Origin of the sequence: Luteimonas endophytica (assembly GCF_029887875.1) — a bacterium.
Lineage (GTDB): Bacteria > Pseudomonadota > Gammaproteobacteria > Xanthomonadales > Xanthomonadaceae > Luteimonas > Luteimonas endophytica.
The window spans coordinates 204,409-221,951 of sequence record NZ_JARXRM010000035.1 but is presented as its reverse complement, the minus strand read 5'-3'; the positions used below and the strand labels follow the sequence as shown (position 1 = coordinate 221,951).

General features: G+C 67.9%; 12 protein-coding genes. 2 read left to right on the top strand and 10 right to left on the bottom strand.

All coding sequences use genetic code 11. The features are described 5' to 3' along the window. Positions 1-532, top strand: a 532-nt coding sequence (locus QFW77_RS12215) for an IS3 family transposase (RefSeq protein WP_280575008.1), incomplete at its 5' end; no start/stop codon positions are given. Here the strand turns inward: QFW77_RS12215 and QFW77_RS19145 are convergent. The 6 genes from QFW77_RS19145 to QFW77_RS12190 form a co-directional block, all read right to left on the bottom strand. Next, positions 521-886, bottom strand: coding sequence for a Tli4 family immunity protein (locus QFW77_RS19145; protein WP_425603320.1), 366 nt, complete (start codon positions 884-886; stop codon positions 521-523). The two genes, QFW77_RS12215 and QFW77_RS19145, sit on opposite strands and share 12 nt — an antisense overlap. Continuing rightward, positions 883-1,914, bottom strand: a complete 1,032-nt coding sequence (locus tag QFW77_RS12210; protein ID WP_280575006.1) for a T6SS immunity protein Tli4 family protein — start codon at positions 1,912-1,914, stop codon at positions 883-885. Before QFW77_RS12210 ends, QFW77_RS19145 begins: the two co-directional genes overlap by 4 nt. A 58-nt stretch (positions 1,915-1,972) precedes the next feature. Beyond that, positions 1,973-3,031 (bottom strand): T6SS immunity protein Tli4 family protein, encoded by a 1,059-nt coding sequence (locus QFW77_RS12205; protein ID WP_280575004.1) that lies wholly within the window; start codon positions 3,029-3,031, stop codon positions 1,973-1,975. Between the two features lie 338 nt (positions 3,032-3,369). Beyond that, on the bottom strand, positions 3,370-4,419 hold the full coding sequence (locus tag QFW77_RS12200; RefSeq protein WP_280575003.1) for a T6SS immunity protein Tli4 family protein: 1,050 nt from the start codon (positions 4,417-4,419) through the stop codon (positions 3,370-3,372). Continuing rightward, complete coding sequence (locus tag QFW77_RS12195; protein WP_280575002.1) at positions 4,416-6,080, bottom strand: esterase/lipase family protein; 1,665 nt, start codon at positions 6,078-6,080, stop codon at positions 4,416-4,418. The genes QFW77_RS12200 and QFW77_RS12195 overlap by 4 nt, the downstream gene beginning before the upstream one ends. Beyond that, positions 6,077-9,082 carry a type VI secretion system Vgr family protein gene (locus QFW77_RS12190; RefSeq protein ID WP_280575000.1) on the bottom strand — a complete coding sequence of 1,002 codons (3,006 nt, stop codon included), beginning with the start codon at positions 9,080-9,082 and terminating at the stop codon, positions 6,077-6,079. The genes QFW77_RS12195 and QFW77_RS12190 overlap by 4 nt, the downstream gene beginning before the upstream one ends. Positions 9,083-9,258: 176 nt before the next feature. Between QFW77_RS12190 and tssA the strand changes: the two genes are divergently transcribed. Then, positions 9,259-10,317, top strand: a complete 1,059-nt coding sequence (gene tssA, locus QFW77_RS12185) for a type VI secretion system protein TssA (RefSeq protein WP_280574999.1) — start codon at positions 9,259-9,261, stop codon at positions 10,315-10,317. An 11-nt stretch (positions 10,318-10,328) separates the two neighbouring features. Here tssA and QFW77_RS12180 read toward each other — a convergent pair whose 3' ends face one another. From QFW77_RS12180 to QFW77_RS12165, 4 genes are read right to left on the bottom strand one after another with little or no spacing between them, the layout of a single operon-like run. Continuing rightward, complete coding sequence (locus QFW77_RS12180) at positions 10,329-11,084, bottom strand: OmpA family protein (protein WP_280574998.1); 756 nt, start codon at positions 11,082-11,084, stop codon at positions 10,329-10,331. 2 nt (positions 11,085-11,086) lie between these two features. After that, on the bottom strand, positions 11,087-12,070 hold the full coding sequence (gene tagF / locus QFW77_RS12175; protein WP_280574996.1) for a type VI secretion system-associated protein TagF: 984 nt from the start codon (positions 12,068-12,070) through the stop codon (positions 11,087-11,089). Further along, the gene (tssM, locus tag QFW77_RS12170) at positions 12,067-15,795 is read right to left on the bottom strand and encodes a type VI secretion system membrane subunit TssM (protein WP_280574995.1); all 3,729 of its coding nucleotides are present in this window, start codon (positions 15,793-15,795) and stop codon (positions 12,067-12,069) included. Before tssM ends, tagF begins: the two co-directional genes overlap by 4 nt. Before the next feature lie 17 nt (positions 15,796-15,812). Beyond that, on the bottom strand, positions 15,813-17,273 hold the full coding sequence (locus QFW77_RS12165; RefSeq protein ID WP_280574993.1) for a hypothetical protein: 1,461 nt from the start codon (positions 17,271-17,273) through the stop codon (positions 15,813-15,815). Positions 17,274-17,543: the final 270 nt, after the last annotated feature.

Below are 17,543 nucleotides of genomic sequence, written 5' to 3'. Positions count from 1 at the left end.
CAGGATCCAAGCCCTTCCGTCGGTGGCCACGGCACCCGACCAGCGCTGGGCCACGGATCTGTGCCGGGTCTGGGGCGGGCGCGACGGCTGGCTGAGCTTGGCCCTGGTCATCGATTGCCACACCCGCCAGTTGCTCGGCTGGCAGCTCTCGCGCAGTGGCCGGGCCACCACCGCAGCCGCGGCCCTCGAGCAGGCCCTGATCACCCGCTACGGCACGCTTGGCCGTGTGCCTGCGCCGTTCCTGCTGCGCTCGGACAATGGCCTGGTGTTCACCAGCCGCCACTACACGCGCCTGGTGCGGAGCTACGGCCTAAAGCAGGAGTTCATCACGCCGCACTGCCCGCAGCAGAACGGCATGGTCGAGCGCGTCATCCGCACGTTGAAGGAGCAGTGCGCCCACCGCCACCGCTTCGAGACCCAGCAGCACGCCATGCGGGTGATCGGCGACTGGATCCAGTTCTACAACTTCCGGCGCCCGCACCAGGCGCTGGGCATGAAGACACCCGCCCAGGCGTATGTCTTAGCGGCCTGACCTGTGCAGGAAGCGCTGGGTCATTACAGGCGCTCCCTCCTGGTCCGCTTCGCTCCGTAGCTCGCGCTCCCGGCTCGCGAACCTTCCCGCACTCCCCTTGTTTGGACGCCTTGTTTCGATGTCAACGCCTGAGATCCACGCCGGACCGTAGATCGCTCTTGCGTTTCTCGGCACGTCAACGAAATAGCGGCCCACGCAGTATGTTTCGGCACCATCGCCTAGGGAAATCGCTTCTGCATCCAGTGGCGCGTGCCGGAGCAAGATGATCGCCCCGCCAGATCCGCCCGCCAGCAGGACGGCCGCTGCAACCAACCACTTCCAGGGTGATGGATTCACGAAGGCTCTCGCCTTCATTGGAGCCGGACCGAGGCGGTGATGGCGTCCCAAATGGCAACAGCTTGCGCCTCCTCGACCGAGGCCGCTGTCTCGTGGTTCGCGCTTCGCGGCGTTGGGGTGGGCTTGCGATATGGGGACAACCCCGAAGCGGTATCAGACACCGGCTCACCAGACCGGAGGCTCAGCTGAATCCCCGGATTAGAGCTAGAAGGCGTCTCCGGATAGGACTCCGCACTGAACATATGCTTCAACCCACCATTTTCTTTGTGCGAGCCAAGCCACTCTTCAGCCGTCACGCCGGCCAACTCGATCGCTCCCTTGCGTACCACCTTGGGTCGGAATCCGAACCCCCTCAGACTCCGCTCCACTCTTCGAATCAATCGCGAATCGTTTTCGTCCCTCGCGAAGGAGCTGATTTCGATCTCGAGCGCCAGGTCCGCATGGCTCTGGCGCGAATCCCGATACCGAAACGATGCCATCTCGTCGTCGTTGTCGGCATGCACGATCACAGGCCCAAGACAGAACCCCGGCCGTGTTCGTTCCATTTCCGAAGACGTCGCCGTACGTCGAGCGATCTCGGCGAGGCGTTGTTCGACAAGGTCCATGTCGCCCTTGAACGACTCGGCCGTCAATACGAGATGGGCTCCGCCGACCCAGAGGTGCACTTCATGAATGTGGGAGCGATCGGAGATATCGCTTCGATGGTAGCGGAGCAGGATGCTGTGCTCGGAGAAGTCGTGCCTTGCCACGAGCATGGATCCCTTCGTTTTCTCGTTGCTCTCCGCCTGTATCTCGGACGCGCGCTGCTCAACGGCGGCGACGAAGCTCACGGCATCTACTTCTGCGCTCGCGATCCGTACGTCCACGGTCTCGAAATCGGCGGTGCGCCCGTAGTAGAGCGTGGCTTCGCCTTCGAAATAGCGCGAGTCGAACGACTCCGGCAGATCGACAAGAAGGCGCCCAACACAATGCGACCTCATCGACGCCGCACCGCTCGTGGCGCCCGCTTGATTCGGCGAAGGGCTGCAGCCAACACCGAGAGCCATAAGCAATCCGAAAAGAAGCAGCACCGGGTGTGGCCGCCTCCCCCCGACAACCATCACGTCATGGACGAGGCTGGCTCTCACCTGGTCGCGTACGAATGCTTTCGACGATCGCGTCCCACAGCTGCACGGCATCCTGTTCGCTCAGCGACGACGCTGCCGGCTCGCCGCTGGCGTCCTCGCCGCCGGTGAACATTTCGACCATGAGCTTGGGCTCGCGCGGGGAGGGCGAGCGGACATTGGTCTCGGCATAGAATCCGTGCTGGGGCCTGCCCTCCTCCTCGAACCTGCCCAGCCACTCCTCTCCCTCCATGCCGGCCAGCTGGCGTTCGCCCTTCTTCAGGGTCTTGGGCTTGACGCCGAGGCCGGCGAGGTTCGATTCGCCGCGCGCGATGAGCGTGGGCTCGTCGTCCGGCTGGCGGAAGGTATTGAGGCTGACCTGGAATCGGACATCCGAGTGGGACCGCCCCGCGGCGCGATAGCCCAGTTGCAGCTCCTCGTAGTCGCTTCCCGCATCCACCACGACGGCCCCCAGGCAGACGCCTGGACCGGCCCGTTGCGGATCGTCCACCCTGCTCACCTTCGCCAGCATGTTGCGCAGCCTGGATTCGGCATCCTGGTGCTGCGTGGCATCGAATGCGGTCGTGCTGATCGCCACATGGGCGTCGCCGACAAGCATGTGTAGCTCCTGCACCTGAGCGTCGGCGACGTCGACGCTGGCGTGATAGCTGAGCCGGGTCTGGGTGGGGGACCATGCTTCCTGGCCAAGCAGCATCGAAGCGTTGGTCTCGTAGTTGGTTCCGCTTGCCAGCTCTTCCGATCGCGCCGCCACGGCCGCTTCGAATTGTTCCTGGTCGACCGGCTGCGCGATGACCGTGACGTTCACCGTCCGGAAATCGGCATCATGGCCGAAATAGAAGGTGGCATCCCCGGTGCTACCGGCAGCCAGGTGGACCCGCCTGAAGTCCTCGGGAAGATCGACGAGAAAGCGACCTACGCAGTGAGTACGGAGCTCTGGCGCTGCAAGCAAACCCGCGTCGGCGCCCTCTTCCTTCGAATGGCACCCTCCGCAAGACAATGCGGCTATCAGCAACAGACCCGATTGATAGCATTCCCTCATCGGACACTTACTTCAGCAATGGCTGGCGTAAAATCGAAAGAGGCACCCCAATCAGGCGCAGTGATCACGCACCTCATCGTGACCGGACTGAGGCGTTGATGGCAGCCAAGATGGCAACGGCGCGCGTCTCCTCGACCGAGGCCGTCATCTTGTGGTCCGCCCTTCGTGGCGCTCGGTCGGCTTGCGGTACGGTGCCAACCTCGAAGGAGCGCCACCCGGCAACAGCTCACCAGATCGGAGGCTCAGCAGAATCGACGGATTCGCTATCGAAGGCGTCTCCGAATAGGACCCCGCATTGAACAGCATTGCTTTCACATCTGCGAGGGCAAAGGCGTTTCCTAGATTGCCCCCGGCCGCAGGCGAATTGACTCGAGAATGGCGTCCCACAGAGCAACGGCATCATCGTCGCTCAGCGAAGAGGCCACGGCGTTGCCCCCTTCTTCTGACTCAAGCTCTAGCGAGAGCGTCGGCTCATCTCGGCTACCCTTCTTGCCGGGCGCTTCCCAAGAGAACAGACGAGTGTGCCTGCCGCCATCCTCTGCATAGCTCTCAAGCACCTCCTCACCGGCGATCCCGTTAACGCTACGCCCGCCTTCACGTAAGGTGCTGATACGCGCTTGATCCACGGCAGAGATGCCTTCCTTGCTGCTCATGCGTCGAATTAATGATTCTGGCGGCTGCGCGGGCATCGTGCTCGTGAGCTTGCCCTTCAGGTCTGGATACTGCCTGAACTCAAAAAAGAAAGTGACGTTCTCACGTTGCCCTGAAAGGGGCGGATCAGTAATGATTCCACGCTCTATGCAGAAACCCGGCTCAGTTGGTACCTCACCGACTTCGGCATGCATCAATCTTGTCGCGAGCGACCTAGCGTTATCGCTAGACCGTTCCGCATGTAGCTGCTCTCCATAAAGATGGTACCCAGTTGTATCGTGAGCAACCCATGCTTCAACATTGACTCCTTCGCTACCCTCAACGCGAACGCCATGTTCAAACCAATAGTCAGGCTTCGAACGCCCGTAGTAAGCGACGATCCCGCTACTCCCACGGCCACGGAACTCCTCCTGGCGCTCAAGCGATGGATTTCCGTACTCATTGCTCTCAGATGCCAACTGACTCAGCCGCTCTTTCACAGAAGCATCAAAGGCTTCTCGCGATACGTACGGGATTTTCTTGATAACTACGCCACTGATATGGGCAGGTGCATAGCTCGTACTTGTGGTAGCAGGCAAATCAATTAAGAACCGCCCGACACAATGCGTCACGTTATCCTGAGTCATCACCGTCATCTCTTCGCTTAGGTGTCCGTCCCGCGAATAGACCATCATTGCTCCCAGGCCGCTTGATAGTAGCAAGCCCGTTGCAACCAGCCATTTAATCGAGGAGTTCATGCCAGCTCCTTGACCGTACGCGCGATCAGGTAGCACATCAGTTGCAACACTCTCGTGTCTTCGTAGCTTCCTTGATGATCATGTCCCTGCGTCCTGAACACGCCACGTACACCAGGCTGCCCTTCAGGCGCTCGTCCAGACTGGTAAGGGACTGTACCGTCGCCGGGCGCATCTGGCCCGGTTGGTCGAAAGCGAATGTCGCGCACAACACTTTGGTGGTTGTGTTTCAGCCGTAGATGCAATTCTGCTTCGCCGGTAGTCTGGCGCACCCATGCCTCAGGGCGCCTCAGCTGAGCTTCCGTAAGTGCAAATCCAGCGGGATGATCCGTAACCCAGCCAAAGGCACCAACGGTTGGGTAGCCTCGATCTGATCCGTATTGGGCGTAGGTAGGCGTGTGGTAGTAGTTTCCCATCACTTCCTTGTGAAAGCGCTCGGCTTGCTTGATCGCATCACGCACCTTGCTCATTGGCCCATCTTTATAGTCGGCATACATTTGGGCCGGATCAACAAAATTTGGATCGACAAGTCGATACCATGCTCGAGCTTCCCTGTAGAGATCGTAGATATCTCCATCCGGGAGCTCTAAAGTCGGCGTTGTCCGGCCTCCCGCGCCGCTTAATCCCACATACAGCCATTTTCCCGGATATAGGTGGTTAGGCAGAAGCTCCATCGGACCGGGTGCGCATGCCAGTACAGGTGTGGTTTGCGTTGTGTCCTGGCCGATGATCGTTGCAAACGCTTCATCTCCTTTTCTCTTAATCCACCCATCAGAGGGATCGGCACCAGGAGCACCACAAACCATACGCCGATAGGCTTCCGGCGCACCCACCGCCGGTTGTACGCTGTGAAATACAAACAGGATCTGCGCAGGATTTTTTTTTGCAGCCGCACGCGCGACGAAGCCCCCCATTGAATGCGTTACCAGAATCGCCTTGTCGCAGCGATACTCCGGCTTGTCGTTCCACTCCTTGATGACCTTGGCAATGCGTGCTTCGACGATATCGGCCGATTTCTCATTAGATTGGAGCCAGTTGTAGCCGCATGCGTATACGGGATACTGAGCGTTGGCGAGCTGCTTGAGATCCTCTTCTGTTAGCGCAGGACTGCCGGCAGCACCCCACGACTCCCGGTCGGCCTCGATGATGCCTGGCCAGAATCCCGCCGGCTTGATTTCCCCTTTTCCGCCCCACCCACCTCGGGCAAAAATGTACTTGAGCATCCTGTGCAGATGGTTGAGCACCTTGCCATAGCTATCCCAATGCACCTCACCCCAACCACAATCCTTCGGCACCTGGGTCCCGTGAAGAGAGTCTCGGGCTTCATATGTGCCGCTATCGTCTACCTCGGCCAAATCCGGACCAAGGACCATCTGTCTATCCGCAGGTCCTCGCTTGGACCATTTTCGGACCTCACGCAATCCGGCGATGATGCCATTTGGTGGACGCCATACCGACTCGCCAGGAGCCAGTAAAGGATGGCCTGCCTTGGCTTTCAAATTGCTGCCCATGATGCCAGGCAAGAAGAAGACCGGGATGACCCGTGGCGGCGGAGCCGTCACTTCGGCTCGTTGCTTATTGTCGACAGGCGACGCTACAAGGCGAGCACGCGGCACTCCATCATCGTCTAGATCGGTCGGGACCTGGCGCGTCGCTTCCGTCATGCGGTACCTCCAGACGAACCGACAGCTGGACCGAGCAAACGAATCACGAAGGTTTCGGCACCAAGTGCTTTCTGGACGTCCGCCCATCCATCCATGTCGGTTACTCCCTGGATCCTGGCGCCATCGCCACGCACATATTCGTACCGATAGTTCATGGCTGGTTCCTGATTTGGAAACACCACGCGCACTCGCTCGTCGAACTTGGTCTCCGGCCAGGCGTTCATCTCGCGGCTCAGCTGCGTCGGCCCCACGAAGCTCTTCTTCCCCGCATGCACCCGGATCTCCCCCGGGCAGGCGACGACGATGTTGCCGTCCTCGATGGTCAGGCTGGCCCCGCCGGCTGTTGCCAGGTGGATGGTCTTGCCGGCGGCCATCTCGAGCTCGGCGTTGGCGCTGACCAGCTTGAGCTGCTCCTTCGACTGCAGCTTCAGCTGGTCGTTCTGGGCCTGGAAGTCCAGTTCTCCCTCGCCGGCCACCAGGCTCAGCGTGGATTCCTCCGACTGGCCCTCGACCGCGGCGGCCAGCATGCCGATGGTCTGGCCGGCGTGCAGGCGCAGGTTGCCGGCCACCGCCAGGTGGCTGGCCTGGCCGCTGGCCAGGGTGAGGGTTTCGCCGACCGCCCAGGTCAGGCCCTGGCCGGCGACCAGGCCGATGCCGGCCGGCGCGGCCAGGCCCAGCAGCGCGTCGCCGGTGTGCGGGATGCGGTTCTCGCCTGCGGCCGGGCTGCGCTCTGCGGCCGCGCCGCGCGCGGCGTCGTACGCGTCGCCCGGCACGGTGGTCTTCGCGCTCGCCAGCAGGGCCTGCAGCGGGGCGCTATCGTCGACCAGGCGCGAAGCGGCGGCGGCGTGGGCGCCCTCGTGGCCGGCCAGGCGCACGGTCTGGTGTGTGGCGGCGGCGCTGGAGAAGGTTTCGCCCAGCGCGCGCAGCTGGCCGAGCAGCGCGACGGGGCCGACGGCATCGCCGGCCGGGGTGCCGCCCGGCTTGTCGTAGGCGCTCAGCCACAGGCCGGCCTCGGCGCGCACCGCGCCCCAGGCGTCGGTGCGCAGCTCGAAGCCCTCGCCACGGAAGCTGCCGCGGTAGTTGTCGGCCTGGTGGATCAGGTGACCGAGGTTGAGCTGGCTGGCGGCCTGGGTGGTTGCCAGCTGCAGGCGCAGCTGGCCGTCGCTGTCGTCGAGCACCAGGCGGCTGTGGCCTTCGCCGCCCCACTCCTTGGATTTGACGCCCCACAGGGCAGCGCCGTTGCGGTGCGCATCCTCGCCGGCGCCCGTGCCGTGCCACGGCGGTGCATGGCCGCCGGCGAGGTTGGCCTGGGCGCTGGAGCGGTGGTCCGCCGCCTGGGCGTACGCCCCCGCGGCATCCGCATCGGCGGACTTGCCGCCCGGCGTGGGCGCCACGCCGGCCTCGCCCTGGCCGTTGAACAGCGCGCCGGTCACCACCGGTCGGTCGATATCGCCTTCCAGGAACGCGACCAGCACCTCCTGGCCGATCCGCGGCAGGAACTGGCTGCCCACGCCCGGGCCCGCGTAGCGCTGCGCCACGCGCAGCCAGCAGCTGTCGGCCGCCTCGCCCTCGCCCGGGCGCTGCTGCCAGTGGAAGCGCACGCGGATCCGGCCGAGGCGGTCGCAGTGGAGTTCCTGCGCGCCCGAGGCGCTGGACTGGCCCTCGGCGCCGACCACGATCGCGGTCTGGTAGCCCGGCGCGGTGGGCCGTGGGTTCAGCCGCGCGCCGGTGTCGTCGGCCAGCACCGGCCGCCACGGGCGCTCGCGGTCCACCCCCTCGAAACGGTTGGCGTAGCCCACGGCTTCGGCGCGGGCGAGGATGGCGCGTTCGCCTTCCACGACGTCCGCGTCGGCGTCGGCGTCGCGGGGCCAGGCCGGGGCCGGGCCGAGCCTGGTGCCGACGCCCTGGCGCAGGTCCAGCGGCAGGTTGTTGACGCCGGCATGGTGGATCCGGGTGATCAGCACTTCGGACGGGGGCGTTTCGCCCTGGGCCGGGGCCTGGGTGAGGCGGAACCAGGTGCCGGCGCGGAAGCTGCGCGCCGTGCCCTGCCCGAACCACGCCTGCTGCCGCGCCTCGCGCGCCTGCGCAAGCAGGCCGGCCAGGCGCTCGGCTTCGCCGGAGCCGGCGAAGGCATACGCGCCCGAGGGATCGTAGGCTTCCAGCGCCGCATCGGTCTCGCCGGCGGACTCGAGCGGCAGCTGCGCGCTGCTGGCCTGGCAGGTCCGGTAGTCGCTGCTGATCAGGGTCAAGCGACCGGCGCCAATGCCGCGGCGGCGGCCGAAAGCCAGGATGCTGTCATGGGATTCGGTGGCGTCGCTGCGGTGGAAGCGCACGCCCCCGTGCTGCTCGGAGCCCGGGTCCTCGGGCTGTCCGGCGCTGTCGGCGAAAACGACCATGCGGTGGCCGCAGGCGTCGTCTTCCGACTCCTCCAGCCGCCAGCCAAGCCCCTCTTCGGCCAGCAGCCGGCCGATGAAATCCAAGTCGCTCTCGCGGTACTGCACGCAGTAGCTGCGCGGCCGCGCCTGGGCCAGGAACGGGCCGACATCGTCGCCCAGCCGCCAGGCCGCCAGCGGGGCGTAGCCGGCGAACACTGTTTCCACGATCTCGGCCACGCTGCGCTCCTGGAACACACGGCTGTGGCGGCCCTGGGTGAGCAGCCAGGTCCATGGCACCAGGCACAGGCGGTAGCGGGCCATGCCGCCGTCGGTGCCGATGCAGGCGGCCTCGCGCACCAGGCCGGTGCGCGCGGCCCGGCCGCCGTCGGCCAGCCGGGTCAGCAGGCGCGCCGGCCGGCCGAGCCAGCCGTCCAGCGACAGCCCGGCATCGGGCGAGAGCGCGTCCACCCACCACTCGAACCCTTGCGACAGTGCCTCGCGGCCGCGCCAGCGTTCCACCAGCAGGCCGGCGGGCGCGTCGGGCAGCTCCAGGCGATAGAGGCGGGTCGCATCGTCGATGCGGATGAGCGAGGCCAGAGCATCGCGCACGTCTTCCAATGAGTGCATCACGCAGACTCCGTGGCTTGACCGGGCTCCGCGCTGTCCGTAGCGACACCCTCGCGACGGTCCGGCGGCGGCCGACTTCCTGTCCCGCAACTTAGCAAACTTCGCGGACCGGCAGTATAGGGAAAGACCGGCGACTCTGTAGAATCGGTCCCACAATCCATCTGCCGAGCATCGCCATGCTGGAACTGGAAGACCTGCTGGCCCCGATCTCCGAGGACTCGCCGACCGGCGAGGACCTGTCGTTCTCCCCTGAATTCGACGCGATCCAGGAAGCCCGCCGCGCCGACGACCCCACCCTGGAGCAGGGCGAGTGGGTCACCGATATCAAGTACGCCGACTGGACCGCCGCCTCGCGGATGTGCGCGGATCTGCTGCGCACGCGGACCAAGGACCTGCGCCTGGGCGCCTGGCTGGCCGAATCCAGCGCCCAGGTCCATGGCTTCCCCGGGCTGGCGGTCGGCTTCCGCCTGGTGGCCGGGCTCTGCGACCGCTACTGGGACGAGGTGCACCCGCAGGCCGCCGACGGCGACCACGAGGAGCGCATCGGCAACCTGACCTGGCTGCTGTCCAACGCGCTGCAGTGGCTGCGCACGCTGCCGATCGCGCAGGGCCCGCAGGGGCGTTTCGGGCTCGGCGATTTCGAGGCGGCGCACGCGCGCAGCGGCGCCGGCGACGCTGGCGGCGACGGCCAACCCGATCTCGAGGTGATGGAGGCCGCGCGCCGCGACACCCCGCACGAGTTCTACCTGCAGCTGATGCAGGACGTGCCGGACTGCGTGATGGCGCTGCAGGAGCTGCAGCTGTCGGTGGATGCACGGCTCGGTACCGACGGTCCCAGTTTCACCCCGGTGCGCGATCAGCTGGAACATCTGCAGAAGACCGTGCAGCGCTTCGCGCGCGACGCCGGGGTGCTGGTCGGCGACGCGGGCGCTGCCGCCCAGGGATTCGAAGTGGAGGCCGGCGGCGGTACCGAAGCGGGCGGGCCGGCCGCAACCGGCCAGGGCGGGCCGATCGCCTCGCGCCGGCAGGCGCTCGCGCAGCTGCGCCAGGTGGCCGAGTTCTTCCGCCGCACCGAGCCGCACAGTCCGGTGGCCTACCTCGCCGACAAGGCGGCGCGCTGGGGCGAGATGCCGCTGCACGTGTGGCTGAAACGGGTGATCAAGGACGACAACGCCCTGTCGCAGGTCGAGGAGCTGCTGGACATCGACGGCAACCAAGAGTCGTTCGGCGGCTGATCCCCGTTCGCTCAGAGCACCCGGAACTGGATGCGGCGGTTGCGGGCGCGGCCCTCGTCGGTGGCGTTGTCGGCGATCGGCTCGTCGGGGCCCTTGCCCAGCACGCTGAGGTTGTCGCGGGGGATGCCCTGCTCCACCAGGTAGGCACGCACCGCCTCGGCGCGCGCCTGGCTCAGGGCCAGGTTGGCCTGGCGCTGGCCGACGTCGTCGGTATGTCCGACGATCTGCACCCTGGCCTCGCCGATCTCCTGCAGCTTCTCCGCCATCTCGTCGAGAATGTAGCGCCCCAGATCGGTGAGCCGCGCGCTGCCGCTCTCGAACTCGATGATCCGGTCGCCGAGCGTGGCGTCCAGCAGCCCCTGGCCGGAGCCGCCGGTGCCCAGCCCGTTGGTGACCGTGTAGGTGCTGTTGCTGGCGAGGCTGAGCTCGCTGGCGACCTGCTGGCGCTGCGCTTCGTTGACCACCTCGCCGCTGATGCGCACGCTCTGGCCGTTCACCTCCAGCTTGCCCTCGGAGACGCGCTGCAGCCCCGGCCCGATCATGTTGGCGACGTAGCTGCCCCAGTTGGGCGGCGCCGGGATCGATTCCACCTGCACCCGATCGACCACCCGCTCGGTGCCGTAGAGTTCGCGCAGCTTCTCCAGGATCATACTCTTGGTGGCCTGGTCCGGCACCACGCCCTCGGCGATCACCGGCGCCGCGGCGTCCTGCGCGGGCAAGGTGCCGGCGCACAGCGCCAGGGCGAGGAAGACGACGAGACGCTGCATGCTCATGCTCCGAGGAAGGTTTCGCCGAAGATCGCGCGCGCGGCCTTCAGCGACAGGTCGTGGCGGTCGACGTAGCTGGCCAGCTTGTTGAGCGCGTAGTCGCCGGGCAGGTGGTCGTCCACCCACTCGGCATCCTGGACCCGGATCAGGTGCTCGGCCGCCGCCTGCGGATCCAGCACCGCGCGCAGGATCTGCTGGTCGGCGCCGTTGAAGCCGACGATCATCCGCGGCGCGTCCTCGTCGCGCACCAGCACGGCGAGCTCGAAGTCCCCGCGGGCGACGAAGGCGGCGACGATGTCGAGCCAGAACGCACCGACCAGCGGGCGGTACAGCGGGTCGCGCGGCAGCGGCAGTTCCAGGCCCTTGTCGATGGTCACGCCGCTGCCGGTCAGCACCGGCTGCAACAGCAGCCCCAGAGCCGGCAGGGTGCGCCGCAGTACCACGTCGGGGTGCCCGGAATCGCGCAGCAGCCGCTCCAGCGAGCCGATCGTCTGCAGCTCCATGAAGTCGGCGAACGGTGCCGCGTAGGCCACCGGCTCGATGCTGAGATCGTAGCGGCTCTCGGCCAGCTCCTGCAGCGGCGCGGCCGCCTCGTCCGCGACCACCGCGCTGCGCGCCTGCCGCGACAGCCCGGCCCAGACCCGGCTCAGGGCCATCGGGCTGCGGGCGATGAAGCCGAGCGGATTGCCCACCTCCAGCCGGATCGCCGACAGCAGCGGGAAGCGCCGCTGCGAGGCATCTCGGCTGGGGAGGAAATGCCCGCACACCACCAGCCGGCTGCGCGAGCCCATGAACGCGTAGTGCACGTCGGGCGCTTCGTCGTACAGCCGCTTCCAGTCCGGGTTCTGGCTGAGCAGCTCGATGCTGCTGCCGGCCCAGCGGTCGAGCAGCGCCATCAGCTGGTGGTTGTCGGCGGTGCGCACGAAGTCCCCGCGCGAGGGAACCTTGCCGAAGTAGCTGACCGCGGCAGAAACCGTCTGGCTCATGCGCCCTCCTCCGCGTCCTGCGGATCCTGCGCGTCCGCCGCGTCCGCCGCGCGCGCCGCCTGCCCGGCGACGGTCGCCGGCAGCTGCAGCCCGCGCTGCCAGTCGCCGTTGCCGCCCCCGGAACCCGGACGGCGGGTGATCCGCATCACCACCGAGACCGAGACGCCATCCTTCTCCCAGGTGAGCGTGCTGCTGTCGTCGCGGTGCACCGCGGTGGACAGTTCCATCATTCGCGCCAGGCCGTTGCCGCCCGGCGCGTTGACCAGCTCCACGGTGCGCCCGTCGCTGGTCACGGCCGACAGCTTGACCCCGGGGATCGCACCCGGATTGGGCCACTGGAAGGTCTGCCAGGCCGGCGGCGTGTTGCGATAGCGCAGCACCTGGCCGTCGATGTCGAGGGTGAACTCGACCGCGCCGATCGCCGGTTGCGGCTGGATCTCGAAGATCGTGGTGTCGGCGGCCCCCGCTCCGCCCGGCTGGCCGCTGACCCAGTCGCCGTAGCCGCTGATCAGCGCCGGCTGCAGAGTGATGCCCAGACCGGCCCAGCGCCGCGCCTCCAGCAGCGGGCCGCGCTGCAGCACCAGGGTGCCCAGGGTCTCCTTGTTGAACGCCGCGATCGCGCCGGAAGCGCCGAAGATCGCCGCCACGTCGCCGGGTGCGGCATCGACGTCCGCGCCCGGGTCGAACGGGAACTGGCGGCCGACGCCGCTGCGGAACGGCTCGTAGACCTGCGCCGCCCAGACCCGGTTGACCTCGGCCTCGGTGGGCGGGACCAGCGCGGCGAAGGTCTCGGTCAGCGGCCGCAGCAGCAGCGGACGCAGCGCGTTGCGCTGGTCCTCGTCCAGGCCGGTGAGCATCTGCTCGTCGACCAGTGCCAGCGCGGCGTTGAGCTCCGAACCCTCGTTGCCCAGGGTGTCCTGCATCAGCCGGCGCGCGCCCGGGCCTGGTTCGCCCTCGGTGCGGATCGCGTTGAGACGGCTGCGCAGCTTGCCCAGGGTCTGGAAATAGCTGTCGATCAGCGCGGTGCCGTCGCGCTTGGACACCAGCCGCGCGAATCCTTCGAAAGCCTTGCCGATCGGCCCCATCGGTGCGCGTGCCGGCCGGCCCGTCTCCGGATCGACCTGCGAGGACACCGACGACGGCGTGCGCCGCAGGATCACCCGCTGGAACCACGCCACGAAGCCGCCCTTCGCCTCGTCCGCGCCATCGGCGGCGGCTGCGGGGTTGTCCCAGATGGTCTGCTCGTTGACCGCCTCGAGCAGGCCGCGCAGCGGCGAGTTCTGCGGATCGCCGATGCTGTTCATGCGGGTGACCGCCGCATCGAAGCTGCCGAACGGCGCCACGCTCACGCCCTGCAGGAACTTCTGCCATTCCTGCGCGTATTCCTGCTTGTACATCGCCGCCAGCTCGCGCGAGATGTGCTCGGGGCTGCCGGCCAGCGACAGATCGCTCTGCTCGGTGGTGTCGAGCACCCAGTCGGTAGTGCTCAGCTCGGTGTTGGCGGCCTCGTCGATCGCGCCTTTGACATAGTCCTCCCAGGCCTGGCGGGAGAACGCCCCGGAGATGGCATAGCTGCCGGTGATGGCGTCCTTGTTGCGCTCGTCGCCGATCAGGCTGTTGACGGTGATGGTCGGGAAGCGCGTGGCCGCGCGCGCCTTGACCTGGGCGAACACGCGGTTGATCGCCGGCTCGCCGCGGGTGGCCTGGGTCAGCGCCGCGCGGGCGTCGGAGATCAGCGAGACGCGGGTCTCGACCCGGGGCCAGGCGGGATGGTCGGCGCGGGCGACGTAGAAGCTCATCAGCTTCTCCGCCGCCCGCGCCATGTCCTCGCGCGACATCTGGCCGCGGTTGGCGTCCAGCCAGCCGCGCCAGAAGCGGGTGAGCTGGTGGCCCAGGTGGGCGCGCTCCACACGCCCCGGATCGCCGAGCATCAGGTAGGTCTTCAGGGCGTTGTAGGCGTCGTTGGTATCGGTCGGAGACGCCTCCTGGTACAGGCTCTCCTGTTCGGCATGCTCGCCGCGGGAGGGCTCGGCCAACGCATCGGCCTGCGCCACCACCTCGCCGAGGTAGGTCTCGATGCGCGCGCCGGTCGGCGCCAGCATCACCTGGCGCATGCCGTCGAAGTACTCCTGCAGCAGCTTGGCCTCGATGCGGTCGCCCTGGTACAGCCCGAGGCGGGTCGCCACGCTGCGCTGCTCGCGGTAGCGGGCCAGCTGCTCGAGCCGGTCCTGCAGCAGCAGCAGCGCGTCGATGCGCGATTGCAGGTCGACGCGGTCCTCCTGCACGCGCACCGCCTGCTCCAGGTCCTTGGTGGCGTTGGCGACCAGCTGGCGGTTGGTGGTATAGGACCAGGTCCACAACCCCAGCACCAGCGCCAGCACCGCCACCGCGCCGAGGAACACGGCGTAGCGCAGCCGGGTCTGGTGCGGGCTGGAGTACTGCTGCACCAGCTGGCGGTCGGCGAACACCACCTTGCGGAACAGGTCCTTGAGGAAGTGCGCGGTCTGCCCCGACGGCTCGGTGCCGGCGGCGCGCGGCCCGCCCTGCAGCGAGAATTCCCGGCCGATGCGCTCGGAGGCGTAGTGCACCGAGTTGCCTTCCTGCAGCGCGCTGGTGAAGTAGAAGCCGCGGAACACCGGCTTGAACTGGTAGGGGTTGTCCTCGAACAGCGTCGCCACGAAGGTCCGCAACGCCGGCTTGATGCCCACGAACTCCAGCGGCAGCGCCAACAGCCCGGGAGAGACCTCGCGCCCGCGCTGCATCGCCATCTGGGCCAGGCTCATCTCCTTCAGGCCATCGGCGAGTTCGTCGAAATGGCGGTCGAAGCTGGCCAGCGCGTCGGTGCCGGCCTGCGGGTCGAACGGCAGCGTCGCGCCCCACACGTTCTCGCGCTCGGACGGATCCAGGCCGCGGAAGAACTCGGTGAATCCGGCGATCAGGTCGGCCTTGGTGAACACCACGTAGACCGGGGCGAACACCTCGAGCCGCTCGGTGATCTCCTGCACCCGCTGGCGCAGGTTCTTGGCCAGCTCGATCGCGAACTCGGGCTTGCTGCCGGACAGCTCGGCGATGCTGGCGGCAATGATGATGCCGTTGATCGGCGCGCGGGGGCGGTGCTTCTTCAGCAGGTCGAGAAAGGTCAGCCACTCCAGCCGGTCCTCGACGCTCACCGAGTAGCGGCCGGCGGTGTCGAGCACGATCCCTTCGGTGGTGAAGTACCAGTCACAGTTGCGGGTGCCGCCGATGCCCTGGATGACGTTGCTGCGGTTGTCCTCGAACGGGAACTTCAACCCCGAGTTGAGGATCGCCGAGCTCTTGCCCGCGGCCGGATTGCCGATGATCACGTACCAGGGCAGTTCGTACAGCGCCGCCTTGCCCTTGAGCACCCCGATCCGCGAGGACTTGATCGCCTTGACCGCCTCGAGCATGCGCTCGCGCAGCGCCTCGGTATCGGCGCGGGCGGCCGGCTGGGCATTGGCCACGGCGCGCTCGGCCTCGCCTTCGACCATCTGGTCCAGGCCCTTGGCGGCGCGGCGCGCGCGCAGCCGGCGCACCACCCAGACCAGCGCCCAGACCAGCAGGGCGACGGCCAGCAGCACCAGCGCCCAGATGCCGATCTGCTTCAATCCCTCGGCGCCGAAGTACATCAGCGCCGCGGCCGAAGCGATGCCGATCACGGCCAGCACGCGGTAGTCGGTGAGGTAGTACCTGAGTCTGTAGAACATCTGCGGGTGCGATCCGTTTAGGCGGCGAGGTCCGGCGCCTGGCCGGAGACTTCGGGGGAGGAGATGTCGTCGGCGGCGGAGTCGCGGGCCGGCGCGAACGCCACCGCGGCGCGTTCGCGCCCGGCGGCGACGGCGAGCGCCATGGCGGGCCGACCGCCCGCGCGGACCTGCGCGGCCGCGAGCGCCAGCAGTGCCAGCGGCGCGACGTGGCCGAGCAGGCCGCAGGACGTGCCGAGCGCCGGCGCCTGGCGGGACACATCGAGTTCCGGACAGGCGGCCGCGGCGGCGGCGCCGGCCTCGACGGCGGGGCCGGGGCGCTGGTCGGCGTCGCTGAGCAGCAGCGCCACCGCGTCCGGTTCCAGCGATGCAGCCCGCAGCGCGCGCTCGAGCAACGCGGTACTGGCGCGCGCCGCGGCGCGGGCGCTCGCGTCGGGCTCGACCGCGCACAGGCGTACTCGATGCATGGCGACGGCGGGTCCGGCAACGTCGGACGCGTCGGACGCGTCGCTGCCCGGCTGCCGCAACAGGATTCCTGCCGCACCCTCGCCCGGGAACACCCCTTCTGCGCGGCGGCCGCCCATGAGCCGCCCGGCGGCGGCCAGCGCCGCCACGCTGCGCTCGCCGACCGTCGAGTCGCAGGCAAGCAGCAATTGCCAGGGCAGTCCGCCTGCCCCGGCGGTGCCGATCCGGTCCAGCAGACGCCAGACGTCGGCCGGCCCCTGCACCGGGATGGCTTCGAGGACGATCCTGCGCGTATCCAGCCCGGCATCGCGCGCCAGCTGCCGCAGCCATCCATCGCTGGCCTGCCGCAGCGCGGCGGGCCAGGCCGCCGGCAGCAGCGCGAGCACCCGCGCGACCTCAACGACATCGCCGCTCTCGCGGCGGCGCAGCCCTGCGACCACGCGCTCCTCGGCGACCGGCAGCGGCGGCAGCAGGGTCGCGAGCGCATCGAACAGCTCCAGCGCCACGGACTCCAGCAGCGCCAATGCGCGCAGCTGCTCGGGATCGGGCCGCAACGACTGCGGCAGCGCGTCCGCCGCCGCGCCTGTCTCCAGCTCGGCGACCATTGCTGCAAACAGCGGCAGACCATCGCGGTCGCGCAGGCTCGGGTGCAGTCCCGGCCGCGGCGCGTCCTCCAGCGCGGCCAGCACCGCGTCCGGACTGCTGCCGCAGGGCAGCCGCACCGCGCCGGCCAGGCAGTCCAGCGGCGGGTGGGCGAGGTCGGCATCGCTCTCGAGCGCCTCGGCGGGAGCGGCCGACGGCGCGGCAGCGGGCTCGCGCCGGCGGGCGGCGCGCACGCGGCCGACCGCCCAGAATCCCGCCAGCAGGCCGAGCGGCACCACCGCCAGCCAGATCAGCATCTGCCCGCCGCTGGGGGCCGCGCCAGTGGTCCGCCAGTAAAGGATCGCGCACAGCCAGACCACGGCGAAGACCACCACCACGACCAGACCCGTACGCCAGAACCCCGCCAACTTCATCCTCGCTCCCTGAGCCTTCCCTCGCGGGAAATTCCAAGTCCCCTGATTCAGATTCCCGTCGGCGCCATGCGCATCGGCGGCTTCACGGTGTGAGCGGCGCCGCGAGCGTTGCCAGGCATCCAGACGCCGCCTGCGACGGTGCCGCCGCCACGAACGGCGCGGCCGCCTGGCACGGTGAAAGGATGCGACATGGTCCTGCTGCTCCCCCAGCTGCGCGCGCTGCGCTCGATCCTTCGGTGTCCCGACGGGACACCGGCCCCTCCCGGGCCG

Bases quoted from the DNA above. Each gene is read 5' to 3' on its own strand.
- tagF (WP_280574996.1), bottom strand. From the start codon at position 12,070: ATGAGCCAGACGGTTTCTGCCGCGGTCAGCTACTTCGGCAAGGTTCCC.
- QFW77_RS12210 (WP_280575006.1), bottom strand. From the start codon at position 1,914: ATGGCTCTCGGTGTTGGCTGCAGCCCTTCGCCGAATCAAGCGGGCGCC.
- QFW77_RS12195 (WP_280575002.1), bottom strand. From the start codon at position 6,080: ATGACGGAAGCGACGCGCCAGGTCCCGACCGATCTAGACGATGATGGA.
- QFW77_RS19145 (WP_425603320.1), bottom strand. From the start codon at position 886: ATGAAGGCGAGAGCCTTCGTGAATCCATCACCCTGGAAGTGGTTGGTT.
- QFW77_RS12165 (WP_280574993.1), bottom strand. From the start codon at position 17,273: ATGAAGTTGGCGGGGTTCTGGCGTACGGGTCTGGTCGTGGTGGTGGTC.
- QFW77_RS12200 (WP_280575003.1), bottom strand. From the start codon at position 4,419: ATGAACTCCTCGATTAAATGGCTGGTTGCAACGGGCTTGCTACTATCA.
- tssM (WP_280574995.1), bottom strand. From the start codon at position 15,795: ATGTTCTACAGACTCAGGTACTACCTCACCGACTACCGCGTGCTGGCC.
- QFW77_RS12190 (WP_280575000.1), bottom strand. From the start codon at position 9,082: ATGCACTCATTGGAAGACGTGCGCGATGCTCTGGCCTCGCTCATCCGC.
- tssA (WP_280574999.1), top strand. From the start codon at position 9,259: ATGCTGGAACTGGAAGACCTGCTGGCCCCGATCTCCGAGGACTCGCCG.
- QFW77_RS12180 (WP_280574998.1), bottom strand. From the start codon at position 11,084: ATGCAGCGTCTCGTCGTCTTCCTCGCCCTGGCGCTGTGCGCCGGCACC.
- QFW77_RS12205 (WP_280575004.1), bottom strand. From the start codon at position 3,031: ATGAGGGAATGCTATCAATCGGGTCTGTTGCTGATAGCCGCATTGTCT.